Origin of the sequence: Xanthomonas chitinilytica (assembly GCF_026107455.2) — a bacterium.
Lineage (GTDB): Bacteria > Pseudomonadota > Gammaproteobacteria > Xanthomonadales > Xanthomonadaceae > Stenotrophomonas > Stenotrophomonas chitinilytica.
Genome location: NZ_JAPCHY010000015.1, coordinates 59423 through 80629 on the forward strand (window position 1 = coordinate 59423; position 21207 = coordinate 80629).

At 70.1% G+C, this 21207-nt stretch carries 23 protein-coding genes and 1 tRNA gene; 2 read left to right on the plus strand and 22 right to left on the minus strand.

Features of this window, described 5'->3' with window-relative positions; genetic code table 11:
* Positions 1–38: 38 nt before the first annotated feature.
* From OK345_RS15555 to OK345_RS15660, 22 genes are all read right to left on the minus strand, one after another.
* Positions 39–590, minus strand: a complete 552-nt coding sequence (locus OK345_RS15555; protein WP_265128925.1) for an ECF-type sigma factor — start codon at positions 588–590, stop codon at positions 39–41.
* A 252-nt stretch (positions 591–842) separates the two neighbouring features.
* A tRNA-Lys gene (locus OK345_RS15560) sits at positions 843–918 on the minus strand.
* 64 nt (positions 919–982) lie between these two features.
* Entirely contained in the window at positions 983–1648 is a 666-nt protein-coding gene (queC, locus tag OK345_RS15565) for a 7-cyano-7-deazaguanine synthase QueC (RefSeq protein ID WP_265128926.1), read from the minus strand.
* Between the two features lie 75 nt (positions 1649–1723).
* Positions 1724–2416 (minus strand): 7-carboxy-7-deazaguanine synthase QueE, encoded by a 693-nt coding sequence (gene queE, locus OK345_RS15570; protein ID WP_265128927.1) that lies wholly within the window; start codon positions 2414–2416, stop codon positions 1724–1726.
* A gap of 45 nt (positions 2417–2461) precedes the next feature.
* Entirely contained in the window at positions 2462–3271 is an 810-nt protein-coding gene (ybgF, locus tag OK345_RS15575) for a tol-pal system protein YbgF (protein ID WP_265128928.1), read from the minus strand.
* Positions 3272–3274: 3 nt separating this feature from the next.
* The gene (gene pal / locus OK345_RS15580; RefSeq protein ID WP_265128929.1) at positions 3275–3787 is read right to left on the minus strand and encodes a peptidoglycan-associated lipoprotein Pal; all 513 of its coding nucleotides are present in this window, start codon (positions 3785–3787) and stop codon (positions 3275–3277) included.
* Positions 3788–3846: 59 nt separating this feature from the next.
* The gene (gene tolB, locus OK345_RS15585; RefSeq protein ID WP_265128930.1) at positions 3847–5166 is read right to left on the minus strand and encodes a Tol-Pal system beta propeller repeat protein TolB; all 1320 of its coding nucleotides are present in this window, start codon (positions 5164–5166) and stop codon (positions 3847–3849) included.
* Positions 5167–5353: 187 nt separating this feature from the next.
* Positions 5354–5758, minus strand: coding sequence for an energy transducer TonB (locus tag OK345_RS15590; RefSeq protein ID WP_265128931.1), 405 nt, complete (start codon positions 5756–5758; stop codon positions 5354–5356).
* 124 nt (positions 5759–5882) lie between these two features.
* On the minus strand, positions 5883–6956 hold the full coding sequence (gene tolA / locus OK345_RS15595; RefSeq protein WP_265128932.1) for a cell envelope integrity protein TolA: 1074 nt from the start codon (positions 6954–6956) through the stop codon (positions 5883–5885).
* On the minus strand, positions 6946–7383 hold the full coding sequence (tolR, locus tag OK345_RS15600; protein WP_265128933.1) for a protein TolR: 438 nt from the start codon (positions 7381–7383) through the stop codon (positions 6946–6948). Before tolR ends, tolA begins: the two co-directional genes overlap by 11 nt.
* 37 nt (positions 7384–7420) lie before the next feature.
* Complete coding sequence (gene tolQ / locus OK345_RS15605) at positions 7421–8197, minus strand: protein TolQ (RefSeq protein ID WP_265128934.1); 777 nt, start codon at positions 8195–8197, stop codon at positions 7421–7423.
* A gap of 10 nt (positions 8198–8207) precedes the next feature.
* Positions 8208–8639: a tol-pal system-associated acyl-CoA thioesterase gene (gene ybgC / locus OK345_RS15610; protein WP_265128935.1), complete on the minus strand. Its 432-nt coding sequence runs from the start codon at positions 8637–8639 to the stop codon at positions 8208–8210.
* Positions 8629–9669, minus strand: coding sequence for a Holliday junction branch migration DNA helicase RuvB (ruvB, locus tag OK345_RS15615; protein WP_265128936.1), 1041 nt, complete (start codon positions 9667–9669; stop codon positions 8629–8631). Before ruvB ends, ybgC begins: the two co-directional genes overlap by 11 nt.
* Positions 9670–9715: 46 nt before the next feature.
* Positions 9716–11635, minus strand: a complete 1920-nt coding sequence (locus OK345_RS15620; protein WP_265128937.1) for a potassium transporter Kup — start codon at positions 11633–11635, stop codon at positions 9716–9718.
* 49 nt (positions 11636–11684) lie between these two features.
* A complete protein-coding gene (ruvA, locus tag OK345_RS15625; protein ID WP_265128938.1) occupies positions 11685–12272 on the minus strand; it encodes a Holliday junction branch migration protein RuvA in 588 nt (195 codons plus the stop codon).
* A 79-nt stretch (positions 12273–12351) separates the two neighbouring features.
* Complete coding sequence (gene ruvC, locus OK345_RS15630; protein WP_265128939.1) at positions 12352–12873, minus strand: crossover junction endodeoxyribonuclease RuvC; 522 nt, start codon at positions 12871–12873, stop codon at positions 12352–12354.
* A 117-nt stretch (positions 12874–12990) separates the two neighbouring features.
* A complete protein-coding gene (locus OK345_RS15635; RefSeq protein WP_265128940.1) occupies positions 12991–13722 on the minus strand; it encodes a YebC/PmpR family DNA-binding transcriptional regulator in 732 nt (243 codons plus the stop codon).
* Between the two features lie 65 nt (positions 13723–13787).
* On the minus strand, positions 13788–14441 hold the full coding sequence (locus tag OK345_RS15640) for an esterase/lipase family protein (protein WP_265128941.1): 654 nt from the start codon (positions 14439–14441) through the stop codon (positions 13788–13790).
* A gap of 124 nt (positions 14442–14565) precedes the next feature.
* Positions 14566–15690: an efflux RND transporter periplasmic adaptor subunit gene (locus tag OK345_RS15645; protein ID WP_265128942.1), complete on the minus strand. Its 1125-nt coding sequence runs from the start codon at positions 15688–15690 to the stop codon at positions 14566–14568.
* Complete coding sequence (locus OK345_RS15650; RefSeq protein WP_265128943.1) at positions 15687–18332, minus strand: efflux RND transporter permease subunit; 2646 nt, start codon at positions 18330–18332, stop codon at positions 15687–15689. The genes OK345_RS15645 and OK345_RS15650 overlap by 4 nt, the downstream gene beginning before the upstream one ends.
* Positions 18290–18892, minus strand: coding sequence for an efflux RND transporter permease subunit (locus OK345_RS15655; protein WP_265128944.1), 603 nt, complete (start codon positions 18890–18892; stop codon positions 18290–18292). Before OK345_RS15655 ends, OK345_RS15650 begins: the two co-directional genes overlap by 43 nt.
* Before the next feature lie 417 nt (positions 18893–19309).
* Positions 19310–20149, minus strand: coding sequence for an AraC family transcriptional regulator (locus OK345_RS15660; RefSeq protein WP_265128945.1), 840 nt, complete (start codon positions 20147–20149; stop codon positions 19310–19312).
* Between the two features lie 119 nt (positions 20150–20268).
* On the opposite strand from OK345_RS15660, the gene OK345_RS15665 reads away from it, so the two are divergent.
* Together OK345_RS15665 and OK345_RS15670 are read left to right on the plus strand one after the other, a co-directional pair.
* The gene (locus OK345_RS15665; protein WP_265128946.1) at positions 20269–20697 is read left to right on the plus strand and encodes an organic hydroperoxide resistance protein; all 429 of its coding nucleotides are present in this window, start codon (positions 20269–20271) and stop codon (positions 20695–20697) included.
* A gap of 52 nt (positions 20698–20749) precedes the next feature.
* A partial coding sequence (locus tag OK345_RS15670) for an alpha/beta fold hydrolase (protein ID WP_265128947.1) occupies positions 20750–21207 on the plus strand: 458 nt, incomplete at its 3' end.

Genomic DNA, 21207 nt, shown 5'->3' on the forward strand with positions numbered 1-21207 from the left:
TCACCGCCCATCGATTCCCCTCCCGCGACCGCTGCCGGTCAGCCCAGTTGCCGGTTCAGCCAGGCCCGCGCGAAGCGCAGGTCGCGGTCCACCGTAGGCACCGACATGCCCAGCACCAGCGCGATCTCGTCGCGGTTCATCCCACCGAAGTAGGTCAGTTCCACCATGCTGGCCGCCCGCGGCTCCAGCTCCGACAGCTGGTTCAGCGCCTGGTGCAGCGCCAGCACCTCGTAGCCCGCATCGTCCCCGCCGGCCGCAACGTCGGCATGGGACAGCGTCAGCAGCTCGCCGCCGCCGCCCCGCTTGGATGCCTCCCGTGCGCGTGCGTGATCCACCAGTACCGCCCGCATCTTCAGCGCAGCCACCGCGACGAAGTGCGCGCGGTCCTCATAGCCGACGCCGTTGCCCATCAACCGCATCAACGACTCGTTGACCAGCGCGGCCGTCTGCAGGGTCGCGCCGCCCTGGCGCGACAACCGGTTGCGCGCGACCAGCAGCAGGTCGGCATACACCGTCTCGAACAACTGCGCACGCGCCTCTTCGTCGCCCTGCCGCCAGCGTTGCAACAGGCGTGTGATCTTCTCGGGCAAGCGGCCTCCTGCATTCGTCATCGGTGCAAAATGCCGCATCGCCGGGGCAGCGGGCACCGGCCGACGATGGTAGCCGAACGACGCGGTGGCCCGTCACCGGCAAGTCATCGGCCAGCACCACGCCCGTGCGGTACGGCAGCGCAAGCGGCGCCGTCCGCCGTCCGGGCAACCCCGCGGAAACGCGAAGGGCGCCCTGACGGCGCCCTCTGGGGTTTCCGGCCCCTGTCGTTCGACCGGGTGCGCGGCGTCTGATGGTGGGCCGTGATGGATTCGAACCATCGACCAGCGGATTAAAAGTCCGATGCTCTACCGACTGAGCTAACGGCCCGAATCAAACGCCCGGCTGCGCGCCGGGGTGCGCATTCTACAGCAACCTTCCCTGCAACGAGAAATCAGGCATAGCGGGTGGGGTCGGCGACGCCGGCCGCCGCGAAGCCCTCGGCACGCAGCCGGCAGGCGTCGCAGTGACCGCAGGCGCGGCCGTGCGCGTCGGCCCGGTAGCACGAGACCGTGAGGCCGAAATCCACCCCCAGGCGCACGCCTTCGCGCACGATGTCGGCCTTGCTCAGGTGCTGCAGCGGCGCATGCACGCGGATGCCCGCGCCTTCCACGCCGGCCTTGGTGGCCAGGTTGGCCAGGGCCTGGAAGGCGGCGATGAACTCGGGCCGGCAATCCGGATAGCCGGAGTAGTCCACGGCGTTGACGCCGCAGAAGATGTCGTTGGCGCCCAGCACTTCGGCCCAGCCCAGCGCCACCGACAGCATGATGGTGTTGCGCGCCGGCACGTAGGTGACCGGAATGCCCGTGCCGCCCGCCTCCGGCACCTCGATGTCGTCGGTCAGCGCCGAACCGCCGATGCTGCGCAGGTCCACGTTCACCGTCTTGTGCGCGACCGCGCCGAGCGCGCGCGCCACCTCGGCCGCGGCCTGCAGTTCCGAGGTGTGGCGCTGGCCATAGCTGACGCTCAGCGCATGCACGGCGAAGCCCTGCTCGCGGGCGATGGCGACGACGGCGGCCGAATCCATGCCGCCGGACAGAAGGACCACTGCTTTCTTCATGGGGGTATTCCGGTTTGGTTGCAGGGAAGCCAGCACGCTGTCCCGCGCCGGTGGATCAGGAACGCGCGAGCGGGCTCAGCGCCCCGGCTCGTCGTTCCACAACAACTTGTGCAGCTGCATCTGGAAGCGCACCGGCAGGCGGTCGGCCACGATCCAGTCCGCCAGCTCGCGCGGCGCCAGCTCGCTCTTGCTCGGCGAGAACAGCACCATGCAGCGCTCGTGCAGATGGTGCTCGGCCACCATGTCGCGCGCCCATTCATAGTCGGCGCGGCCGCACAGCACGAATTTCACCTGGTCGCGGGCGGTGAGCAACGGCAGGTTCTCCAGCCGGTTGCGCGCCACCTCGCCCGAGGCCGGGGTCTTCAGGTCGACCACCCGCGAAACCCGCGGATCGACGCCGCCGATGTCCAGCGCGCCGGAGGTCTCCAGCGACACGTCGAAACCGGCATCGCACAGTTTCTCCAGCAGGACCAGACAACGCTTCTGCGCCAGTGGCTCGCCGCCGGTCACGCAGACGTGGCGCACGCCCTGGCGCGCGACCTCGGCAACGATCGCGTCGATGTCCCACCAGGTGCCACCATGGAAGGCGTAGGCGGTATCGCAGTACTGGCAGCGCAACGGGCAGCCGGTCAGGCGCACGAACACGGTCGGCCAGCCGGCAGTGTCGGCTTCGCCCTGCAGCGACAGGAAAATCTCGGTGATCTTCAGCCGCGGCAAGGGCGACTGCACGATCTCGCTGGGAACAGCGGCGTCGGCAACGGAAGTCATGTCTTCAATTATGCGCGTCTCCGGCCGGGAGCCGGCCGGCGCGGGTCAGCGCAGCTGCTGGCCGATGCGGATCGACTGCAGGCGGTCCTGCGCGGTACGCGCGGCATCGGAGCCCGGATACTGGGAAATCACCTGGGCCAGCGTCTGCTCGGCCTGCCGCGCGTCGCCTTCGCCGTACTGGGACAGGCCCAGCTTGAGCAGGCCGCCGGCAGCCTTGTCATGGGTGGGGTAACGCGACACGAGGTCGCGGAACTGCGCCTCGGCCATCTGGAAATTGCGGGTGGCGTAATAGCTTTCGCCCAGCCAGTACAGCGCATTGGGCGCATATACCCCGTTGGGGTAGAGCTCCAGGAAACTCTGGAACAGCTGCGCCGAATCGTCGTACTTGCCTGCCTTCAAGGCATCGAAGGCGACGTTGTAGGTGACGCGTTCGTCGCCGGCGACCACCAGGCTGCCGGCATCGCCACGGACGGTCGGTGGCCGCTCCGATATCACCGCAGCGGGCTTGGCCGCAGGCGCCGCGGCAGCCGGGACACCGGTCTCGTTGCCCGGCAGCGGCGGCATATCGCCTCCTTCCAGGCGGTTGAGACGGCCGTCCAGATCCAGGTACTGGTCGCGGTTGCGCTGCTTGAGCTGCTCGTTCTCGTGCTGCAGCTGCTCGATCGTGCCCTGCAGCGACTGCACCTGGCTGCGCAACTGCTGCAGCTGGTTGAGGATGTCGGTATTGGCCTGGTTGTTGAGCATCTGCTGCTCGAGCGCGGACACGCGGTCGGCCAGGCTCTGCCGTTGCGCGTACGCCGGCGCGGCGGCCACGAGGGCCGCCGCGACGAACATCGATGTCAATCGAAGACGCATCGATTACTGAGCCGTGTACACGATCTCGACACGACGGTTCTGCGACCAGCAGGACTCGTTCGATTCGGTGCACACCGGACGCTCTTCACCATAGCTGACCACGGTCAGCTGGCTGCCCGAGCCGCCGTTGGCCTGCAGCGCGGACGACACGGCGTTGCCGCGGCGCTCGCCCAGACCCAGGTTGTACTCGCGGCTGCCGCGCTCGTCGGCGTGGCCCTGCAGGGTGATGCGCGAGGACGGACGGTCACGCAGGTACTTGGCGTGGCAACCCATGATGGCCTGGAACTCCGGCTTCAGGGCGTCCTGATCCAGGTCGAAGTAAACGACACGCTGACGCAGGCAGGCATCGGTGTCGAGGTCGCCCGGACCATACAGGCCGGAAGTGGTCGGCTGGGACGGGGTGGTCGGAGCGGTCTCGACCGGAGCCTCGGGGGCTTCCTTGACCTTCTTCGAGCAGCCGGCCAGCACGGCCACGGACATCAGCGAAACAAGCAGTACACGGGTGGACTTGTTCATGGCAATACCTTTTAGGCTCCTAAGCCAAAGCGGGGTTCACTACACCAAAATATTAACATTTAACGCGCGGTACGGTAGGGGGACCAGGAAGGTTCCCGCACATCGCCATCGGCCAGCACCAGGCGCTGTCGCACCCGGGCGTCGGCCGATACCGCATACAACACACCACGGCCACCCTCGCGGGCGGCGTACAACACCATGCTGGCGTTCGGGGCGAAGCTGGGCGACTCGTCCAGCGACCCCGGCGACAGCGTGCTCCAGCGCGGCGACCCCAGGCTGCGGTCCATCAACGCGATCTTGTAGGTATTGCCACTGCCCTGCGCGACGGCAAGCTTGTTGCCGTCGAAAGACACGCTGGGGGTGGCGTTGTAGTTGCCCTGGAAGGTCACCCGGCTGGCGCTGCCGCCGCTGGCGGGCACCTGGTAGATCTGCGGGCGGCCGCCACGGTCGGAGGTGAAGTAGATCGAAGCGCCGTCCGGGGCCCAGGTCGGCTCGGTATCGATGCCGAAATGGTTGGTGAGCTGGGTCAGCTGCTTGCTGCCCAGGTCCATCACGTAGATCTCCGGGTTGCCGCTGCGCGACAGCGACAGCGCCAGGCGGCCGCCATCCGGCGAGAACGCCGGCGCGCCGTTGATGCCGCGGAAGCTGGACACCAGCTCGCGCGCGCCGGTGGCGATGTCCTGGATGTAGATCGAGGAGTTGCCGCGCTCGAAGCTGACGTAGGCCAGCTTGCGGCCGTCCGGGCTCCAGGTCGGCGACAGCAGCGGCTCGGCCGAGCGCACGATGACCTGCGGGTTGAAGCCGTCCGAGTCGGCGACCATCAGCGCATAGCGCATGGCGCCGCCGCGGCCGCTGGCGGTGACGTAGGCGATGCGGGTCCAGAACGCGCCGCGCACGCCGAGGATCTTCTCGTAGATGGCATCGGCCATCTGGTGGGCGACATCGCGCATGGCGTTGGTGCGGGCGGTCATCGCCAGGCCCAGCATGCGCTCGCCCTTGGCCACGTCGAACAGCTCGTACTCGACCCGGTAGGCGCCCTCGCCGGCGTCGAGCACGCGCCCGACCACCAGGTAGTCCTGCTTCAGCGCGCGCCAAGTCGGGTATTGCACCTCGCTGCCGCGACTGGGGCGCTCGGCGATCTGGGTCTCGGGCAGGTTGCGGAACTGGCCGGAACGGTCCAGGTCGGCGCGGACCACCGCCGCCACGTCGGTCTGCGGCGCCGCGCCACTGCCCTGGTAGGCCATCGGCACCACCGTGATCGGCAGTGCGGAGGCATTGCCGCCGATGATGTCGATTTCCAGCCCCTGCTGCTGCGCCATGGCCGCAAACGGCAGGAACAGGGCAGTGATGACGGCAAGCCAGCGCGGCAATTTCTTCATGGGTCGCTCAAGGGTCCGGACAGGAGACTGCAAGGGATAGCAGCACACAGGTGAATATTTTCGCAATCATGAACGAAGGCAGCGTGAAAACCGAGCCAGATATCGAAATTGCCCCCAAATCGTTCCACCACGGCCCCGGCACCGGCAGCGACGCCACCCGCGGCGCTGCCGGGACCACCCCGCCCGCTCAGCCGCCGGGGGCCTCGAAGTTGAGGGTCAGCGTGCGCTGGAACATCCGCTCGAAGCCGCGGTACGGCAGCGGCTGCGCGCGCCACACCGCCTGCTCGAGCGCGCGCCGGCCTTCGGCGTCGTACGGGCAATCCACGGCGAAGTCGACATCCAGCACATCGCCGCCGGGCAACTGGCGGATCAGCAGCCGGCAACGCTGTCCCGCCGGCACCGTGTCGGGGTGTACCCAATGCTCGAGCAGCGACTGCCGGATCGCCGTGCCGTAACGGGCCAGCAGGTCCTCGTCGCGAGGGTCCGCGTCCGAGGCCTGGGCGATGCCGGCCACGGCCAGCAACAGGAGCGAAGCGGCAAGCAGCCGGCACGCATGCCTGTGGAAGGGCCAGCCGATGGTCAGGGTCCGCATGTGGGGCAGCGCCGGGGGAAGGGAAGAGGTGTTCGTGTTACGGGAAGGAAGCCGACGAAGCGTGGCCTGGCCGGACCATGGCCGGGCCGCCGCTCCGGCACCGCAACGGCCGGAGGGAGCGGCATCAGCGGTCCTGCGCCTCGAAGTTGAAGTTCAGCGTGCGCTGGAACACCGACTCGAAGCCGCGGAACGGCAACGGCTGCGCGCGCAGCACCGCAGCCTCGATCGAGCGCCGCCCGGCCTCGTCGTAGGGGCAGCCGGCAGCGACCTGGACCTCGACCACCTCGCCGCCCGGCAGCTGCCGGATCGTCAGCCGGCAGCGCTGGCCCAGCGGCACCGAATCCGGCCGCACCCACTGGTTGAGCACCGCCTGCTGGATCGCCGCGGCGTACCTGGCCGCCAGGTCGTCGCTGTTGCCGCCCTGCCCCGGTGTCGCCTGGGTCGAGCCGCTGGATGCGGCGGAGGCGGCGGCCGCCTGCCGCGCGCGCGCGTCGGCCACCTGCCGCAGCTTCTGCTCGGCCTGCTGCGCCTCCTTTTCCGCCTGCTCGCGCCGGGCGCGCAGTTCGGCCAGGCGCTTGGCCTTCTCCTGCTCGGCCTTGGCCTCGTTGGCCAGACGCTGTTCCTCGGCCAGCTTCTTCTGCCGGTCGGCCTCTTCCTGCTGCCTGGCCAGCCGCAGCTTCTGCTCGGCTTCCTCCACGCGCTTGCGCTCGGTCAGGTCGATCTGCTCCTGGCGGCGTTTGGCTTCCTGTTCCTGGCGGGCCTTCTCCTGCGAGACGGCCAGCGCGCTGACGCGCTCCTGGTCCACCGTATCCGGCTCGGCGATGCGTTCCTGCGCGTTGTGCTGCTGTGGCGTGGACGCATCCTGCGGGCGCGGCTCGGGCAACGGTTGCGGCGGCGGAATGGTGTCCTCCTCGACCGGTACCGGTTCGGGCTCGACCACCGGCTCGGGCAACGTCGGCAACTTCTCCGACTCGCGCAGCGCGCGCCGGGCCATGGACGCCTCGGCGGTCGAGACCGCCAGGCTGGCTTCCATCGTCATGTCGCCGGCGGCAGCCTCGACGCTGCGGGTCGGCGACCACAGCCAGGCCAGGGTGAACACCAGCGCCACCAGCACGTGGACGGCCAGCGCCAGCAGGACCGGGCGGGTCCAGCCTTCGCCGGAGGACCGCGGCAACGGCGGCAGCGCTTCAGCGTGCATTGCCGCCCGCGTCGGTCAGCAGGCCCACCTTCTCGACCTTGGCGCGCTTGAGCGCGTCCATCGCGTCGATGACCTTTTCGTACGGCACGCTGCGGTCGGCAGCCACCACCACCCGGGTGTTCTTGTCCTGCGACACCAGCGCGGCCATCTGCGCCTGCAGCGTCGCCGCGTCCAGCTCGCGGGGCTGGTCCTCGGGCAGGGTCAGGCTCAGCTGGCCGTCGGCGCGCACCGCGACGATGACCGGGTCCTGTTTGCTCTCCAGCGCCTTGGCGGTGGAGCTGGGCAGCTCGACGTCGATGCTCAGGGTCAGCAGCGGCGCGGTCACCATGAAGATGATCAGCAGCACCAGCATCACGTCGATGTACGGCACGACGTTGATCTCGGACTTGAGCTTGCGGCGCTTGCGGCGGGTGATGGCGGCAGTCATGGATGGCTCCTGCGGGAACTGGCGAACGCGCGTGCGCTCACTCGTCGCCCGCGGTCTGGCGCTGCAGGATGGAGCTGAACTCCTCGGCGAAGGTCTCGAAACGCACCGACAGCCGTTCCACGCGGGTGGTGAAGCGGTTGTAGGCCCACACCGCCGGGATCGCCACGAACAGGCCGATGGCGGTGGCGAACAGCGCTTCGGAGATGCCCGGCGCGACCGAGGCGATGCCGGCCGACTCGCCGCTGCTGATCATGTCGTGCATGGTCACCATGATGCCGAACACGGTGCCGACCAGGCCCACGTAGGGGGCGGTGGAACCGATGTTGGCCAGCAGCTCAAGGTTGCGCTCCAGCCCGTCCACTTCGCGGGCGTAGGTGGTGCGCATCGCGCGCTGGGCGCCTTCCAGCTGGGCGCGGCCATCCAGGCGGCGCTTGTCGCGCAGGCGGGTGAACTCGCGGAAGCCGCTTTCGAAGATCGCCTCCAGCCCGCCGACGGCGCGGTTGCGGTCGGTGGCGGCGGCATACAGCTTGCCGAGGTCGGCGCCGGACCAGAAACGGTTCTCGAACTCGTCGGCGCTGCTGTTGGCCTGCTTGAACACCCGCGCCTTGCGGAAGATGATCACCCAGCTGATGAACGAGCCGGCCAGCAGCAGCAGCACGATCAGCTTGACCGGGAGGCTGGCCTTGAGCATCAGGTCCAGGTAGTTGATGCCGCCATGCGCGGCACCGCCGATGGCCTGGGCAGCGGCGCTGGTGACGTCCTCCGGCAGGGCTTCCACCACGGTGGCCTGCAGGGCCAGGAGCAATGCGATCATCCGTTGTTCCTCAGTGTTCGGATTCTTTGGTTTCGAGTTCTTTCAACGTCCGGTACAGCGTGTCGTCCATGCCGCGCGGGCGGAAGTCCTGCGCCGAGAGCGCGGCGATCCGCACCTCGGCGGTCAGCAGCAGCTCGTCGCCGCGCCGCACCGACTGCGCGAACAGCAGGCTGGCGCGCTTGCAGGCGACCAGCGCGACCGCGACCTCCAGCGCATCGTCCAGCCGCGCCGGCTTGAGGAAATCCATCCGCATCGAGCGCACCGCGAACACCAGGTCGTGCTCGCTGCGCATGCGTTCCTGGCCGTACCCCAGCGCCCGCATCCATTCGGTGCGCGCCCGTTCCATGAAGGCGACGTAGCGGGCGTGGTAGACCACCCCGCCAGCGTCGGTATCTTCCCAGTAGATGCGTGTCGGCCAACTGAACCGGGCTTCAATCGACATCGGGCTGCTCCACGAACAGGTCGGCCGGCGCCGCCTTGGGCTTCAGCCCCATGTGCCGGTAGGCCTTGTGGGTGGCCATGCGGCCGCGCGCGGTGCGCACCAGGAAGCCCTGCTGGATCAGGTACGGCTCGACCACGTCCTCCAGGGTGCCGCGCTCCTCGGACAGCGCCGCGGCCAGCGACTCGATCCCGACCGGGCCGCCATCGAAGTAGTCGACCATGGTCCGCAGCAGGCGCCGGTCGAGTTCGTCGAAGCCTTCCGGGTCGACCTTGAGCATCTGCATCGCCGCCTGCGCCACGTCCTGGTCGATGTGGCCGCTGGCCTTGACCTGGGCGTAGTCGCGCACCCGCCGCAGCAGCCGGTTGGCGATGCGCGGGGTGCCGCGCGAGCGCCGCGCGATCTCGCCGGCGCCTTCGGCGGTGCAGTCGATGCCGAGGATGCCGGCCGAGCGCCGCACGATCCGGGTCAGTTCCTCGGCCGAGTAGAACTCCAGCCGCTGGACGATGCCGAAGCGGTCGCGCAGCGGCGCGGTCAGCAGCCCGGCGCGGGTGGTGGCGCCGATCAGGGTGAACGGCGGCAGGTCGATCTTGATCGAGCGGGCGGCAGGGCCCTCGCCGATCATGATGTCGATCTGGAAGTCCTCCATCGCCGGGTACAGCACTTCCTCCACCACCGGCGACAGGCGGTGGATCTCGTCGACGAACAGCACGTCGTGCGGCTGCAGGTTGGTCAGCAGCGCGGCCAGGTCGCCGGCCTTCTCGATCACCGGGCCGGAGGTCATGCGCAGGCTGACCCCCAGCTCGTTGGCGATGACGTGGCTCAGGGTAGTCTTGCCCAGCCCGGGCGGGCCGAAGATCAGCACATGGTCCAGCGCGTCGCCGCGGGCCTTGGCCGCCTCGATGTAGATCGACAGCTGCTCGCGCACCGGCACCTGGCCGAGATAGTCGGCCAGCCGGCGGGGGCGGATGCTGGCGTCGGCGGCGTCATCCTCTCGGGTGGCGCCGGCGCCGATGATGCGGTCTTCGGTCATGGGCCAATTATGCGGGAACTGCGCGGCCAGAACCGGGGGTTCCCACTCAGATCTCCACCTGCGCGCCCAGTTCCACCAGCCGGTTGCCGGGGATGCGGAAGAACCCGGTGGCCGGGGCGGCATTGCGGTGCATCAGCGCGAACAGCTTGTCGCGCCAGATCGGCATGCCGCGGTTGGCGCTAGAGACGATGGTCTCGCGGCTGGCGAAGAAGGTGGTGTCCATCGGATCGAAGTAGACGCCGCCGTGGTCGCACGAGCGCATCAGCGCCAGCGGCACGTCCGGGGTCTCCATGAAGCCGAAGCGGACGTAGATGCGGTAGAACTCGTCGCCCACCGGCTCGATCTTCAGCCGCCTGTCGGACGGCGCGTAGGGAACCGGCAGCGTCTCCACGTGCAGGAACACGTTGCGCTCGTGCAGCACCTTGTTGTGCTTGAGGTTGTGCATCAGCGCATGCGGCACCACGCTGGGGTCGGCGGTGAGGAACACCGCGGTGCCCTGCACCCGCACCGGCGGCGCCAGCATCAGCCCCGGCAGGAAGGCGTCGATGCCGATGCCGTCCTTGCGGATCTCCTCGCGCAGCAGTTCGCGGCCGCGGCGCCAGGTGCGCATCAGCGTGAACAGCACGATGCCCAGCACCACCGGGAACCAGGCGCCCTGCAGCAGCTTGGCGCCGTTGGCGACGACGAAGGCCAGGTCGATGAAGAAGAACGGCACGCACAGCGGCAAGATCCAGCGCCGCGCCTTCGGCCACAGCGCGCGCGCCACCAGCGCCAGCAGCAGGGTGTCGATCAGCATCGTCGCCGATACCGAGATGCCGTAGGCCACCGCCAGGTTGGACGAACTGCGGAACGCCAGCACCAGCCCGATCACCATCGCCGCCAGCCCCCAGTTGATGCCCGGGATGTAGATCTGGCCGATGGTGTCGTGCGAGGTGTGCTTGATCCGCATGCGCGGGATGTAGCCCAGCTGCATCGCCTGCCGCGACACCGAGAACGCACCGGTGATCACCGACTGCGAGGCGATCACCGCGGCCATCGTCGCCAGCACGATCATCGGGTACAGCGCCCACTCCGGCACCGCCTCGTAGAACGGGTTCTTGACCGCCTCGGGGTGCTCCAGCACCAGCGCGCCCTGCCCCAGGTAGTTGAGCACCAGGCACGGCAGCACGAAGAAGTACCAGGCGTGGCGGATCGGCGGCGCGCCGAAGTGGCCCATGTCGGCATACAGCGCCTCGCCGCCGGTCACCGCCAGCACCACCGCGCCGAGGATGAAGATGCCGTGCCAGCCGTGCTCCACGAAGAACCGCGCCGCCCACCACGGATTGAAGGCCTTGAGCACCTCCGGCGCGGCGACGATGTTCCAGATGCCGATCGCCGCCAGCGCCAGGAACCAGACCGTGGTGACCGGCCCGAACACCTTGCCCACCTTCTCGGTGCCGAAGCGCTGCGCCGCGAACACCAGCACCAGCACCACCAGGGTGATCGGCACCACGAAGTGGTGCAGCCCCGGCGCGGCCACCTCCAGGCCCTCGACCGCGCCCAGCACCGAGATCGCCGGGGTGATGACGCCGTCGCCGAAGAACAGCGAGGCGCCGAAGATGCCGAGGATGCCGACCACGTAGGCCGAGCGCGAGCCGTTGCGCAGCGTGCGCTGGGCCAGCGCCATCAGCGCCATGATGCCGCCCTCGCCGTCGTTGTCGGCGCGCATGATGATGGTGACGTACTTCAGCGTGACCACGATCATCAGCGCCCAGAACGCCAGCGACAGCACCCCGAGCACGGTGTCGTGGTCGCTGTTGAGACCGTAGTGCGGCGAGAACGCCTCCTTCAGCGTATACAACGGGCTGGTACCGATGTCGCCGAACACCACGCCGATGGCGCCGATGATCAGCGCCAGGCCGCCGGCGGGTCCGCCATGGCCGGAATGCGGACCGGCAGCGGCAGGCTGGGAAGGGGCTTGGGACATGTCGCTCTCAGGTTAGCGCCGGGCCGCGTGAAGAAGGAGGCTGCGCCGCTCAGCGCAGCGCCGACTGCAGCGCCTTGCGGATCACGGTGGCGACATCGTCGCCGTCGCCGGCGGCATCGCGCGCCATCTTCGCCGCCTCGGCCGGCTTGTAGCCCAGCTGCTGCAGCGCCACCGTCGCCTCCGATACCGGGTCGTTGCCCATCTGCCCGGCGATCGGCGCGCCGCCACCGCTGAAGTTCGCGGCGCGGTCGCGCAGTTCCACCACCATGCGCTCGGCGGTCTTCTTGCCGATGCCCGGAATGCGGGTCAACGCGGTGATGTCGCCGGCCTGGATCAGCCGCGCGAACTCGTCGACGCTGGCACCGGACAACACCGCCAGCGCGATCTTGGCGCCGATGCCGCTGACCTTCTGCACGTCGCGGAACAACCGCCGCTCGCCCTCGCGCAGGAAGCCGTACAGCGACACGCTGTCCTCCTTCTGCGCGTAGTGGGTGAACAGCACCACCTCGCGGCCGACCTCGGGCAGGTCGTAGAAGGTGCTCATCGGCGCCTCCAGCTCGTAGCCGACGCCGTTGACGTCGATCATCAGCCACGGGGGCTGTTTGTAGACCAGCAGGCCGCGCAGTCGTCCGATCATGGATTCCGCCTAGACAGGGTGGGTGACGAAGGCTGCCGCCAGGTACGGCAGCACGGTGATCCGGAACCGCGCCACGGGCTCATTTGCGGCTCCAGGCCTGGCGGGTACCGACACCCAGCCGCGCCGCGGTGGCGCGCACGTGGGCGTGGGTGATGGCCACCGCCAGCGCGTCGGCGGCGTCGGCCTGCAGCTTGCCGCTCAGGTTGAGCATCAGCCCGACCATGTGCTGCACCTGTTGCTTCTCGGCGCCGCCGCGGCCGACCACCGCCAGCTTGATCTCGGAGGCGGCGTACTCGTGCACCGGCAGGTCGCGCATGACCACCGCGCAGATCGCCGCACCGCGCGCCTGGCCCAGCTTGAGCGCCGAATCGGGATTGCGGGCCATGAACACCTTCTCGATCGCCACTTCCTGCGGCCGGTACTCCTCGATCAGTTCGGCCAGCCCGACGACCAGCTTCTTCAGCCGCTGCGCGAAGTCGCCGGCGCCCAGCAGCACCAGCGGTGCGTGGTAGACGTGGCTGGCGCGGCCACCGGAGTCGATGTCGATGATGCCGACCCCGGTGCGCTGCGAGCCGGGGTCGATACCGAGGATGCGGGTCATCGCCGCGGGCAGCACCGGGTCTGGAACAACGCGCGCAACCCGCTGGAACGGGCGCGCGCCGGCGCGGCGCGGCGGATGCACACCGCCACGCCGTTGCCGCCCTGCGGCCGGCGCTGCCTACGCATACGCGTCGGCGCCCAGCTCGGCGTTGGAGTAGACGTTCTGCACGTCGTCCAGGTCCTCGAGCATGTCCAGCAGCTTCTTCACCTGCAGCGCCACGTCGCCCTCGACCTTGATGTCGTTGTCGGCGCGGAAGGTGATCTCGGCATGGTCGGCGACCAGGCCGGCGGCCTCCATCGCGTCCTTCACCGACTGGAACGTCTCCGGCGCGGTGACCACGTCGATCGAACCGTCGTCCGGATAGACCACGATGTCGTCGGCGCCGGCCTCGATCGCGGCCTCGGTGATCTTCTCCTCATCGGCGCCGGGGGCGAAGCTGAGCGCGCCCAGGCGCTTGAACATGAAGGCCACCGAGCCTTCGGTGCCCATGTTGCCGCCGCACTTGCTGAAGGCGTGGCGCACGTCGGCCACGGTACGCACGCGGTTGTCGGTCAGGCAGTCGACGATCACCGCCACGCCGCCGGGGGCGTAGCCCTCGTAGCGCACTTCCTCGTACTCGACGCCTTCCAGCTCGCCGGTGGCCTTCTTGATGGCGCGCTCGATCACGTCCTTGGACATGTTCGCGGCCAGGCCCTTGTCCATCGCCACGCGCAGGCGCGGGTTGTTGTTGGGGTCGCCTCCACCGCCGCGGGCGGCCACGCCGATCTCGCGGATGATCTTGGTGAAAATCTTGCCGCGCTTCGCGTCGGACGCGTTCTTGCGGGCTTCGATGGAGGGGCCTCTACCCATGGGACTTTCCATACATCTGCAGGGAACAGGGCGCGAATTCTACCCGATCCCCGCCGGCGGCTCCGTCAGGCGGCGCGCATGGCCTGCCCGCGCTCGAACCGGCCGTGCAGCAGGAACGCCGCGGTCTGCCGCGCCGCCTGCGGCGACAGCACCAGCCCGCTGTGGCTGGCGGGGACCACGCAGTGGTCACGCAATCCCGGCAGCCGGGTCTCGGCCAGCGCCACGGTACCGTCGGAACGCTCGTCGATGGCACCGATCAGGCAGCCCAGGCCGTGCGGCACCGCGCCGGCGACCAGCCCGACCTCGGCCGCGCCGTCCCAGGCCGGCAGCCCCTGCTGCAGCAGCTCGCCGCTGCGCCCCAGCGCCGCCGTCCAGCCATGCTCGGCCAGCGTCTTCGCGGTGCCGCTGCCGAGCAGCGGCGAGCCCAGGCAGACCACCCGCGGCACCGCCAGCTCCGGCGCCCGGCGCAACGCCTCCAGCGCCAGAAGCCCGCCCAGGCTGTGCCCGACCAGCGACACCGGGCCGCGACGGCGCAACCGCTGCACCAGCTGTGGCACCGCCACGTCCGGCCCACCGAACACGCTGGGATAACCGAACACCTCGACCGCGAAGCCGCGCGCGCGCAGCCGCCAGGCCAGCGGCCCGACCCAGGCGCGGGGGTTCCAGATGCCATGCAGCAGCAAGACGCCGGGCCGGGTGGTTCCTGCGTGTCCTTTCATGCCTCACCACAACACCAAGGAGATGCCCGCATTGGACACAGCCCCGGAGAAACGGCAGGTGAAGTGCCGGCGGCATCCCTCCGGGACCCGCCCACCGCCCTGCCCGGCCCGGGGCCGGCCGGCATCACTGCGCCGGCGGCTTGACCCGCACCCGCACGCCGTCGGCCAGCAGCGCGTTGGGCGCCAGCACCACCGCATCGCCCGCGGCCACGCCGGACAGCACCTCGATCTCGTTGCCGAGGTTGCGGCCCAGCACCACCTCCACGTAGCGCAGCTGGCCGTCCTCGCCCACCTGCGCCACCTTGGCCGTGGCGCCGTCCTGCACCAGCGCCGCCAGCGGCAGCACCGCCGCCGGCGCTGCGCGTGGCACGCTCAGGCGCACCTGCCCGACCATGCCGGCCGGGATGCGGTTGTCCGGGTTGGGCAGGCGCAGTTCCACGCGCATGCCGCCGGCCTCCTCGGAGATGCGCTGCGCGGTGCGCACCACCTCGGCGTCGAACTGCTCGCCCGGCAGTTCCGGGAACGTCACCTGCGCGCGCAACCCCGGGCGCACCTGCAGCGCCGCGCTCTGCGGCACGTCCACGGCGATGCGCAGCGGGTCGAGCGCGTCGACGCGGAACATCGGCACCATCGAGGCGGCGGCATCGCCGACCACGCGGTCGCCGCGCTCGATGTTGCGCGCGCTGACCACCCCGTCGAACGGCGCGCGCACGGCGCTGAAACCCTGCCGCTCGCGCGCGCTCGCCAGCTGCGCGCGCGCCGCGTCCAGCGCCGCCTGCGCGGCGTCGCGCGCGCCGAGCCGGCTGCTGTAGTCCTCGCGCGAGATCAGCTGGGTGCGCAGCATCGCCGCGGCGCGCTCGTGGTTGCCGCGCGCCAGCGCCAGTCCGGCCTCGGCCTGTGCGACCTGGGCCCGGGCCTCGCGCACGGCCTGGTCGATCTCCGGGGCGGCGATGGTGGCCAGCACCTGCCCGGCGCGGACGCGGTCGCCCAGATCGACCCGGCGCTCGCCGACCAGGCCGGTGGCGCGCGCGTACACCTGCGCGGTCTGCCCGGCCTGGGCGCGGGCGGGCAGAAGCAGCGGGTACTCCCCCGCGGCCGGCCGCGCCTGCACCAGGCTGACCTCCGGCGCCTCGGCCGGCGTCGGCACCGCGCGGCCCTTGTCGCAACCGGCCAGCAGTGCGCAGGCCATGGCCAGCGCGGGAACGCCGAGGAACCGGAACGGACGGGGCACGACTTTCACGACGTTCATCGGGCGACTCCTTCGCCGCCGGCCGGCAGGCCGTCGGCGGTGGTTGCGGCCGCGGCGACGCGGCGGTTGTGGCGGCGGCCGAGCACGGCCAGGATCGAGGGCACCAGCAACAGCGTGGCGGGCGTGCCGAACAACAGGCCGCCGATCACCGCGCGGCCGAGCGGCGCGTTCTGCTCGCCGCCTTCGCCCAGCCCCAGCGCCATCGGCACGATCCCCAGCACCATCGCGCTGGCGGTCATCAGCACCGGCCGCAGCCGCACCGCCGCGGCCTCGTAGGCGGCCTGTTCGGGATCGTGGCCGTCGGCGATCAGGTTGCGCGCGAAGCTGGTCACCAGCACGCTGTTGGCGGTGGACACGCCGATCACCATCATCACCCCCATCAGCGCCGGCACGCTCAGCGGGGTGCCGGTGACGAACAGCGCCACCGCCGCGCCGGCGATCGCCAGCGGCAGCCCGGACATCGCCACCAGCGGCTGGATCCACGACTGGAAGTTCACCACCAGCACCAGGAACACCAGCACCGCCGCGGTCAGCAGGCCCGCAGCCAGCTCGCCATAAGCGTTCTGCATCTCCCCGGCCTGGCCGACGATCTCGATGCGGTTGCCGGGTTTCAGGCGCCCGTCCATCTCGGCGGTGATCCGTTGCAGGTCGGCGTAGACGCCGCCGAGGTCGCGCCCCTGCACGTTGGCGATCACGCTGACGGTCGGCGCCAGCATCACCCGGCCAACGCTGGCCGGGACCGTGCGCGGGGTCACGCTGGCGACGTTGCGCAGCAGCACGGTGCCGTCCGTGCCCACCCGCAGCGGCGTGTTGAGCAGTTCGTCGATGCTTTCCAGGTCCGCGGGCAGCACCTGCAGCTGCACCGTGTAGGAGGTGGCGGCAGCCTGGTCGACCCAGTACACCGGCGTCACCGTGCCGGCCGAGCCGAGTACCGCCAGCACCGCGCGGCTGGCGTCCTGGGCGCTGATGCCGAGCTGGGCGGCACGGCTGCGGTCGATGGCGATGCGGTACTCGGGCAGGTCCAGCACCTGCCGCACCATCACGTCGGTGGCGCCGGGCACCTGCCGCAGCCGCGGCACCAGTTCGCGCGCCAGCGCCAGGTTGCCGGCGGCGTCGCGGCCGTTGAAGCGCACCTCCAGCGCGCCCACCGCCGAGCCGGCCAGGGTGCGGCCGGTGGCGTCGGGTGGGCGCTCGAACAGCTGCACGTCGGGAAAGCGCTCGGCGACGCGCGCACGGATCGCCTTCAGGTAGCCGGCGGTCGGCGCGTGCGGGGTGCGCAGCTGCAGCATCAGTTCGGCCTCGAACGCGCCGACCACCGCGCTGTCCACCCAGGCCAGGTTGACCGCGTCGGGGATGCCGATCTGCTCGTACACGGTCTGCAGTTCGGCGGCGGGGATGATGTCGCGGATCTCGCGCTGGATCTGCGCCAGCCGCTGCGCCGTCTCCTCCAGCCGGGTGCCCGGCGGCATCCGCACCTGCAGCCGCAACTGCCCGGCATCGACCTGCGGGAAGTACTCGCGGCCGAGCAGCGCCGCCGCACCGCCGCCCAGCGCCAGCAGCACGAACGCGGCCAGCGCCAGCACCCCGCCATGATGGCCGAGCCGGTACAGCAGCGCGTGGTGGCGCTCGCGCAGCCGCTCCAGCATGTGCTCCATGCGGTGGTGCAGCGCCAGCAGCCAGCGCTCGGCGGCCCAGCGCGGCCGCTCGCGGCTGCGGATGTCGGCCGGCAGCAGCAGGTAGCACAGCACCGGGATCAACGTGCGCGAGAGCAGGAACGAGGCCAGCATCGCGAAGATCACCGCCAGCGCCAGCGGCGTGAACACCCACGCCGACAGCCCGGTCATCAGCAGGATCGGGGTCAGCACGATGCAGATCGACACGGTGGAGACGAACTCGGGGAACACCACCTCGCGCGCGCTGTCCAGGATCGCGCTGCGCACGTCCTTGCCCAGGGCGATGTGGCGGTAGGTGTTTTCCACGTCCACCACCGCGTTGTCGACCAGGATGCCGATCGCCAGCGCCAGCCCGCCCAGGGTCATCACGTTGAAGGTGTAGCCGAGCAGGTACAGCGCGGTCACCGAGGCCAGCAGCGCCAGCGGGATCGCCGACAGCACGATCAGGCTGGAGCGCCAGGAGCCGACGAACACCAGCACCACCAACGCCACCAGCAGCCCGACCAGCAGCGCCTCGTGGCGGATCGAGCCGATCGCGTTGTCGACGAACACCGACTGGTCGAAGATCGGCTCGATGCGCGTGCCCGGCGGCGCCGAGGCGAGGATCTCCGGCAGCCGTGCGCGCACCTGGCGCACGATCTCCACCGCCGATGCGCCGCCCATCTTGATCAGCGCCACCGATACCGCGCTGGCGCCGTCCATGCGCGCGATGTTGGTCTGCAGCGCGCTGCCGTCGCGCACGCTGGCGACGTCGCGCACGTAGATCACGTTGCCGCCGCGGCTGGCGACCGGCAGGTCGAGGAAGCCGGCGGCGGTCTCCGGGCTGGTCTCCAGCGAGATCTGCATCTCGCGCGCGCCCTCGCGGATGTTGCCCGAGGGCAGCGTAGGGCTGCCGCGCTCCAGCGCGCCGGTCACGTCCTGCGGGGTCAGGCCGTAGGTCTGCAGCGCCTCGGGGTCCAGGTCGACCATGATCTGCCGCGCCGCGCCGCGCCGCCGTAGGGCAGGCTCATGCGGATGCCGGGGATCGACTGGATCTGCGAGCGCAGCTGCAATCGCGCGTAGTCGTACAGCTGCGCCTCGCTCATCGCGTCCGACGACAGCACCAGCTGCAGCACCGGGGTGCTGGAGACGTTGTTGCGCACCACCAGCGGCGGCGAGGTGCCGGGCGGCATGCGTCGCAGGATGGTCTGCGAGACCGCGGTCATCTGCGCCAGCGCCCGCTCCAGGTTGACCCCCGGCTGGAAGTCCACGCGCACGATGCCGATGCCGCCCAGGGTCTCCGAGCGCACCTCCTTGAGGTCGTCGACGTTGTTGAGCACCGAGGTCTCGGAGAACGAGGTCAGCTTGGCCGCCATCTCCGAAGCCGGCAGGCCGGCGTAGGTCCAGATCAGGTTGACCGAGGGGATGCCGACCTCGGGCAGGATGTCGGTGGGCATGCGCCGCGCCGACTGCAGGCCGAACAGCAGGATCAGGATGGCGAGCACGCCGATGGTATAGCGACGCGCCAGGGCGTACTGGACGATCCACATGCGGACAGCTCCGTGGGGGGAGAGGTGTCGGTTCGCGACGATAGATGACCTGGGCCGGGAATATCTCCACAAGGCGACCTGCCGAACTGGGGAGCTTCCCCCGAGACCGCCGCATCCACACAAGTGCCGATCGTCATGGCACGCAGGCCGGGGGACCCTGGCGCGGCGGTTGCCGGCCGATCGACAGCCGCCGGCCGGCGCGCGCGTTGAACGGCGCCGGCCTCACCAGCGTGACGCAGCCACTGCGGCATGCCACGTCCAGTCCGTCGGACGCATCGGGACGGCCGAAGCCCCGTCCGCATGCGGTCGCCGCCCGCTTCCCGGCCATCGCCGGCCAGACGATGGCGGGCGAAGCCCCCCCCCCGGGCGCCCCTCGATCCGCGGCCCGTGCAGGCGCGGGCATCGCGGGCGGGTTCTTCAGGCCGGCGGCAGCCCGGCGTCGTGCCGTTGTTTCCATGCCCGTGGCGACAGCCCGCTGTGCGCCTTGAACGCGCGCGACAACGCCGCCTCGCTGCCGTAGCCGACTTCCGACGCCACCACCTTCAACGGCCGCCCGCGGCGCAGCGCCTGCTGCGCCAGGCCCACGCGCCACCCCTGCAGGTACTGCCCCGGGGTGATGCCCAGCGCTTCGCGGAAGCGGTTGGCGAACACGCTGCGCGACATGCCGGCGACCTGCGCCAGTTGCTCCAGCGTCCATTCCTGCGCCGGCGCCTCGTGCATGGCGACGATGGCATCGCGCAGGCGCGGATGCGACAGCCCGGCCAGCATGCCGCCCTGCACCTGCCCGCTTTCCATCAGCTGGCGCAGGATCTGGATCATCACCACCTCGAACAGGCGGTTGATCAGCGCGTCGCGCCCGCAACGATGTTCGAAGGCCTCCTCGAACAGCAGCGCCAGCACCTCCGTCGCGCCGAACACTCCGTCCAGCGGCAGGCAGACGACGTCCGGCAGCGCCGCGCAGATCGGATTGTTCATGCCGCCCTCGAAGCGCAGGTTGGCGCAGACCATGTCGGCACCGCGCTCGGGATCGCTGACAAAACGATGCGTCATCGGCCGTGGATAGAGCAGCAGGCTGGGCTGGGCGATGTGCAGGGAAGCGTTGCCGTGGAACACCTCGACCGGGCCGCGCCGCACCAGATGCAGCTGGCCCAGGCCGTCTCCGCCCTCCAGCGTGTTGATGCCGCACAGCGCACCGGCATGGAACACCTGCGCGGTGACCGAGAAACGCTCGAGCAGCACTGCCAGCCGGTCCGCCATCCCGTACTCCAGGTCAAGTTTTCAGGATTCTACGACACCAGGCGTACTCGATGGAGGCGCAATCTATCCCTCGCCAACCGGCAACCCCCTCCATCACCCGCCACACAGGAAACACGACCATGTCCATCGAAAAGATCCTCTACTCCGCCACTGCCACCGCCACCGGCGGCCGCGAAGGCCGGGCCACCTCCTCCGACGGCGTACTGGACGTCCGGCTGTCCACCCCGCGCGAACTGGGCGGCGCCGGCGGCGACGGCACCAATCCCGAACAGCTGTTCGCGGCGGGCTACTCGGCCTGCTTCCTCGGCGCGCTGAAGTTCGTCGCCGGCAGGCAGAAGGTCGCCCTGCCCGCCGATACCACGGTCACCGGCAAGGTCGGCATCGGCCAGATTCCCACCGGCTTCGGCATCGAGGCCGAACTGACCATCGTCGCACCGGGCGTACCGCGCGAGCAGCTGCAGGCGCTGGTCGACCAGGCCCACGTCGTCTGCCCGTACTCCAACGCCACCCGCGGCAACATCGACGTGACGCTGCTGATCGCCGCCTGACGTCCCGTCATATCTCCCTGCAGCACACACCACCACCGAACGGGATACCGCCATGAACGCCATCACCCGCACATTCGCCGCCAGCCTGCTGGCCATCGCCGTCCAGTCCGGCCTCGCCGCCCAGGCCGCCGAACCGGCACGCCCGGCGGCGGTTGCCGCCATCGCCCGTACCGCCAGCACCATCACCACCGCCGACGGCGTGCAGCTCTACTACAAGGACTGGGGCCCGAAGGACGGTCCGGTCGTCACCTTCAGCCACGGCTGGCCGTTGAGTTCGGACAGCTGGGAATCGCAGATGATCTTCCTGGCCGAGCAGGGCTACCGCGTGGTCGCCCACGACCGCCGCGGCCATGGCCGCTCCAGCCAGCCGTGGGACGGCAACGACATGGATCACTACGCCGACGACCTGGCCACCGTGATCGACACGCTGGACCTGAAGGACGTCACCCTGGTCGGCTTCTCCACCGGCGGCGGCGAAGTGGCGCGCTACATCGGCCGCCACGGCACCGG

Bases quoted from the DNA above. Each gene is read 5' to 3' on its own strand.
- ruvC (WP_265128939.1), bottom strand. From the start codon at position 12,873: ATGACCCGCATCCTCGGTATCGACCCCGGCTCGCAGCGCACCGGGGTC.
- queE (WP_265128927.1), bottom strand. From the start codon at position 2,416: ATGACTTCCGTTGCCGACGCCGCTGTTCCCAGCGAGATCGTGCAGTCG.
- OK345_RS15650 (WP_265128943.1), bottom strand. From the start codon at position 18,332: ATGGTCGACCTGGACCCCGAGGCGCTGCAGACCTACGGCCTGACCCCG.
- ybgC (WP_265128935.1), bottom strand. From the start codon at position 8,639: ATGTCGATTGAAGCCCGGTTCAGTTGGCCGACACGCATCTACTGGGAA.
- OK345_RS15635 (WP_265128940.1), bottom strand. From the start codon at position 13,722: ATGGGTAGAGGCCCCTCCATCGAAGCCCGCAAGAACGCGTCCGACGCG.
- OK345_RS15645 (WP_265128942.1), bottom strand. From the start codon at position 15,690: ATGAACGTCGTGAAAGTCGTGCCCCGTCCGTTCCGGTTCCTCGGCGTT.
- tolQ (WP_265128934.1), bottom strand. From the start codon at position 8,197: ATGATCGCATTGCTCCTGGCCCTGCAGGCCACCGTGGTGGAAGCCCTG.
- OK345_RS15660 (WP_265128945.1), bottom strand. From the start codon at position 20,149: ATGGCGGACCGGCTGGCAGTGCTGCTCGAGCGTTTCTCGGTCACCGCG.
- OK345_RS15590 (WP_265128931.1), bottom strand. From the start codon at position 5,758: ATGCGGACCCTGACCATCGGCTGGCCCTTCCACAGGCATGCGTGCCGG.
- OK345_RS15655 (WP_265128944.1), bottom strand. From the start codon at position 18,892: ATGTGGATCGTCCAGTACGCCCTGGCGCGTCGCTATACCATCGGCGTG.
- ruvA (WP_265128938.1), bottom strand. From the start codon at position 12,272: ATGATCGGACGACTGCGCGGCCTGCTGGTCTACAAACAGCCCCCGTGG.
- pal (WP_265128929.1), bottom strand. From the start codon at position 3,787: ATGAACAAGTCCACCCGTGTACTGCTTGTTTCGCTGATGTCCGTGGCC.
- OK345_RS15665 (WP_265128946.1), top strand. From the start codon at position 20,269: ATGTCCATCGAAAAGATCCTCTACTCCGCCACTGCCACCGCCACCGGC.
- ruvB (WP_265128936.1), bottom strand. From the start codon at position 9,669: ATGACCGAAGACCGCATCATCGGCGCCGGCGCCACCCGAGAGGATGAC.
- queC (WP_265128926.1), bottom strand. From the start codon at position 1,648: ATGAAGAAAGCAGTGGTCCTTCTGTCCGGCGGCATGGATTCGGCCGCC.
- tolA (WP_265128932.1), bottom strand. From the start codon at position 6,956: ATGCACGCTGAAGCGCTGCCGCCGTTGCCGCGGTCCTCCGGCGAAGGC.
- OK345_RS15640 (WP_265128941.1), bottom strand. From the start codon at position 14,441: ATGAAAGGACACGCAGGAACCACCCGGCCCGGCGTCTTGCTGCTGCAT.
- ybgF (WP_265128928.1), bottom strand. From the start codon at position 3,271: ATGCGTCTTCGATTGACATCGATGTTCGTCGCGGCGGCCCTCGTGGCC.
- tolB (WP_265128930.1), bottom strand. From the start codon at position 5,166: ATGAAGAAATTGCCGCGCTGGCTTGCCGTCATCACTGCCCTGTTCCTG.
- tolR (WP_265128933.1), bottom strand. From the start codon at position 7,383: ATGACTGCCGCCATCACCCGCCGCAAGCGCCGCAAGCTCAAGTCCGAG.
- OK345_RS15620 (WP_265128937.1), bottom strand. From the start codon at position 11,635: ATGTCCCAAGCCCCTTCCCAGCCTGCCGCTGCCGGTCCGCATTCCGGC.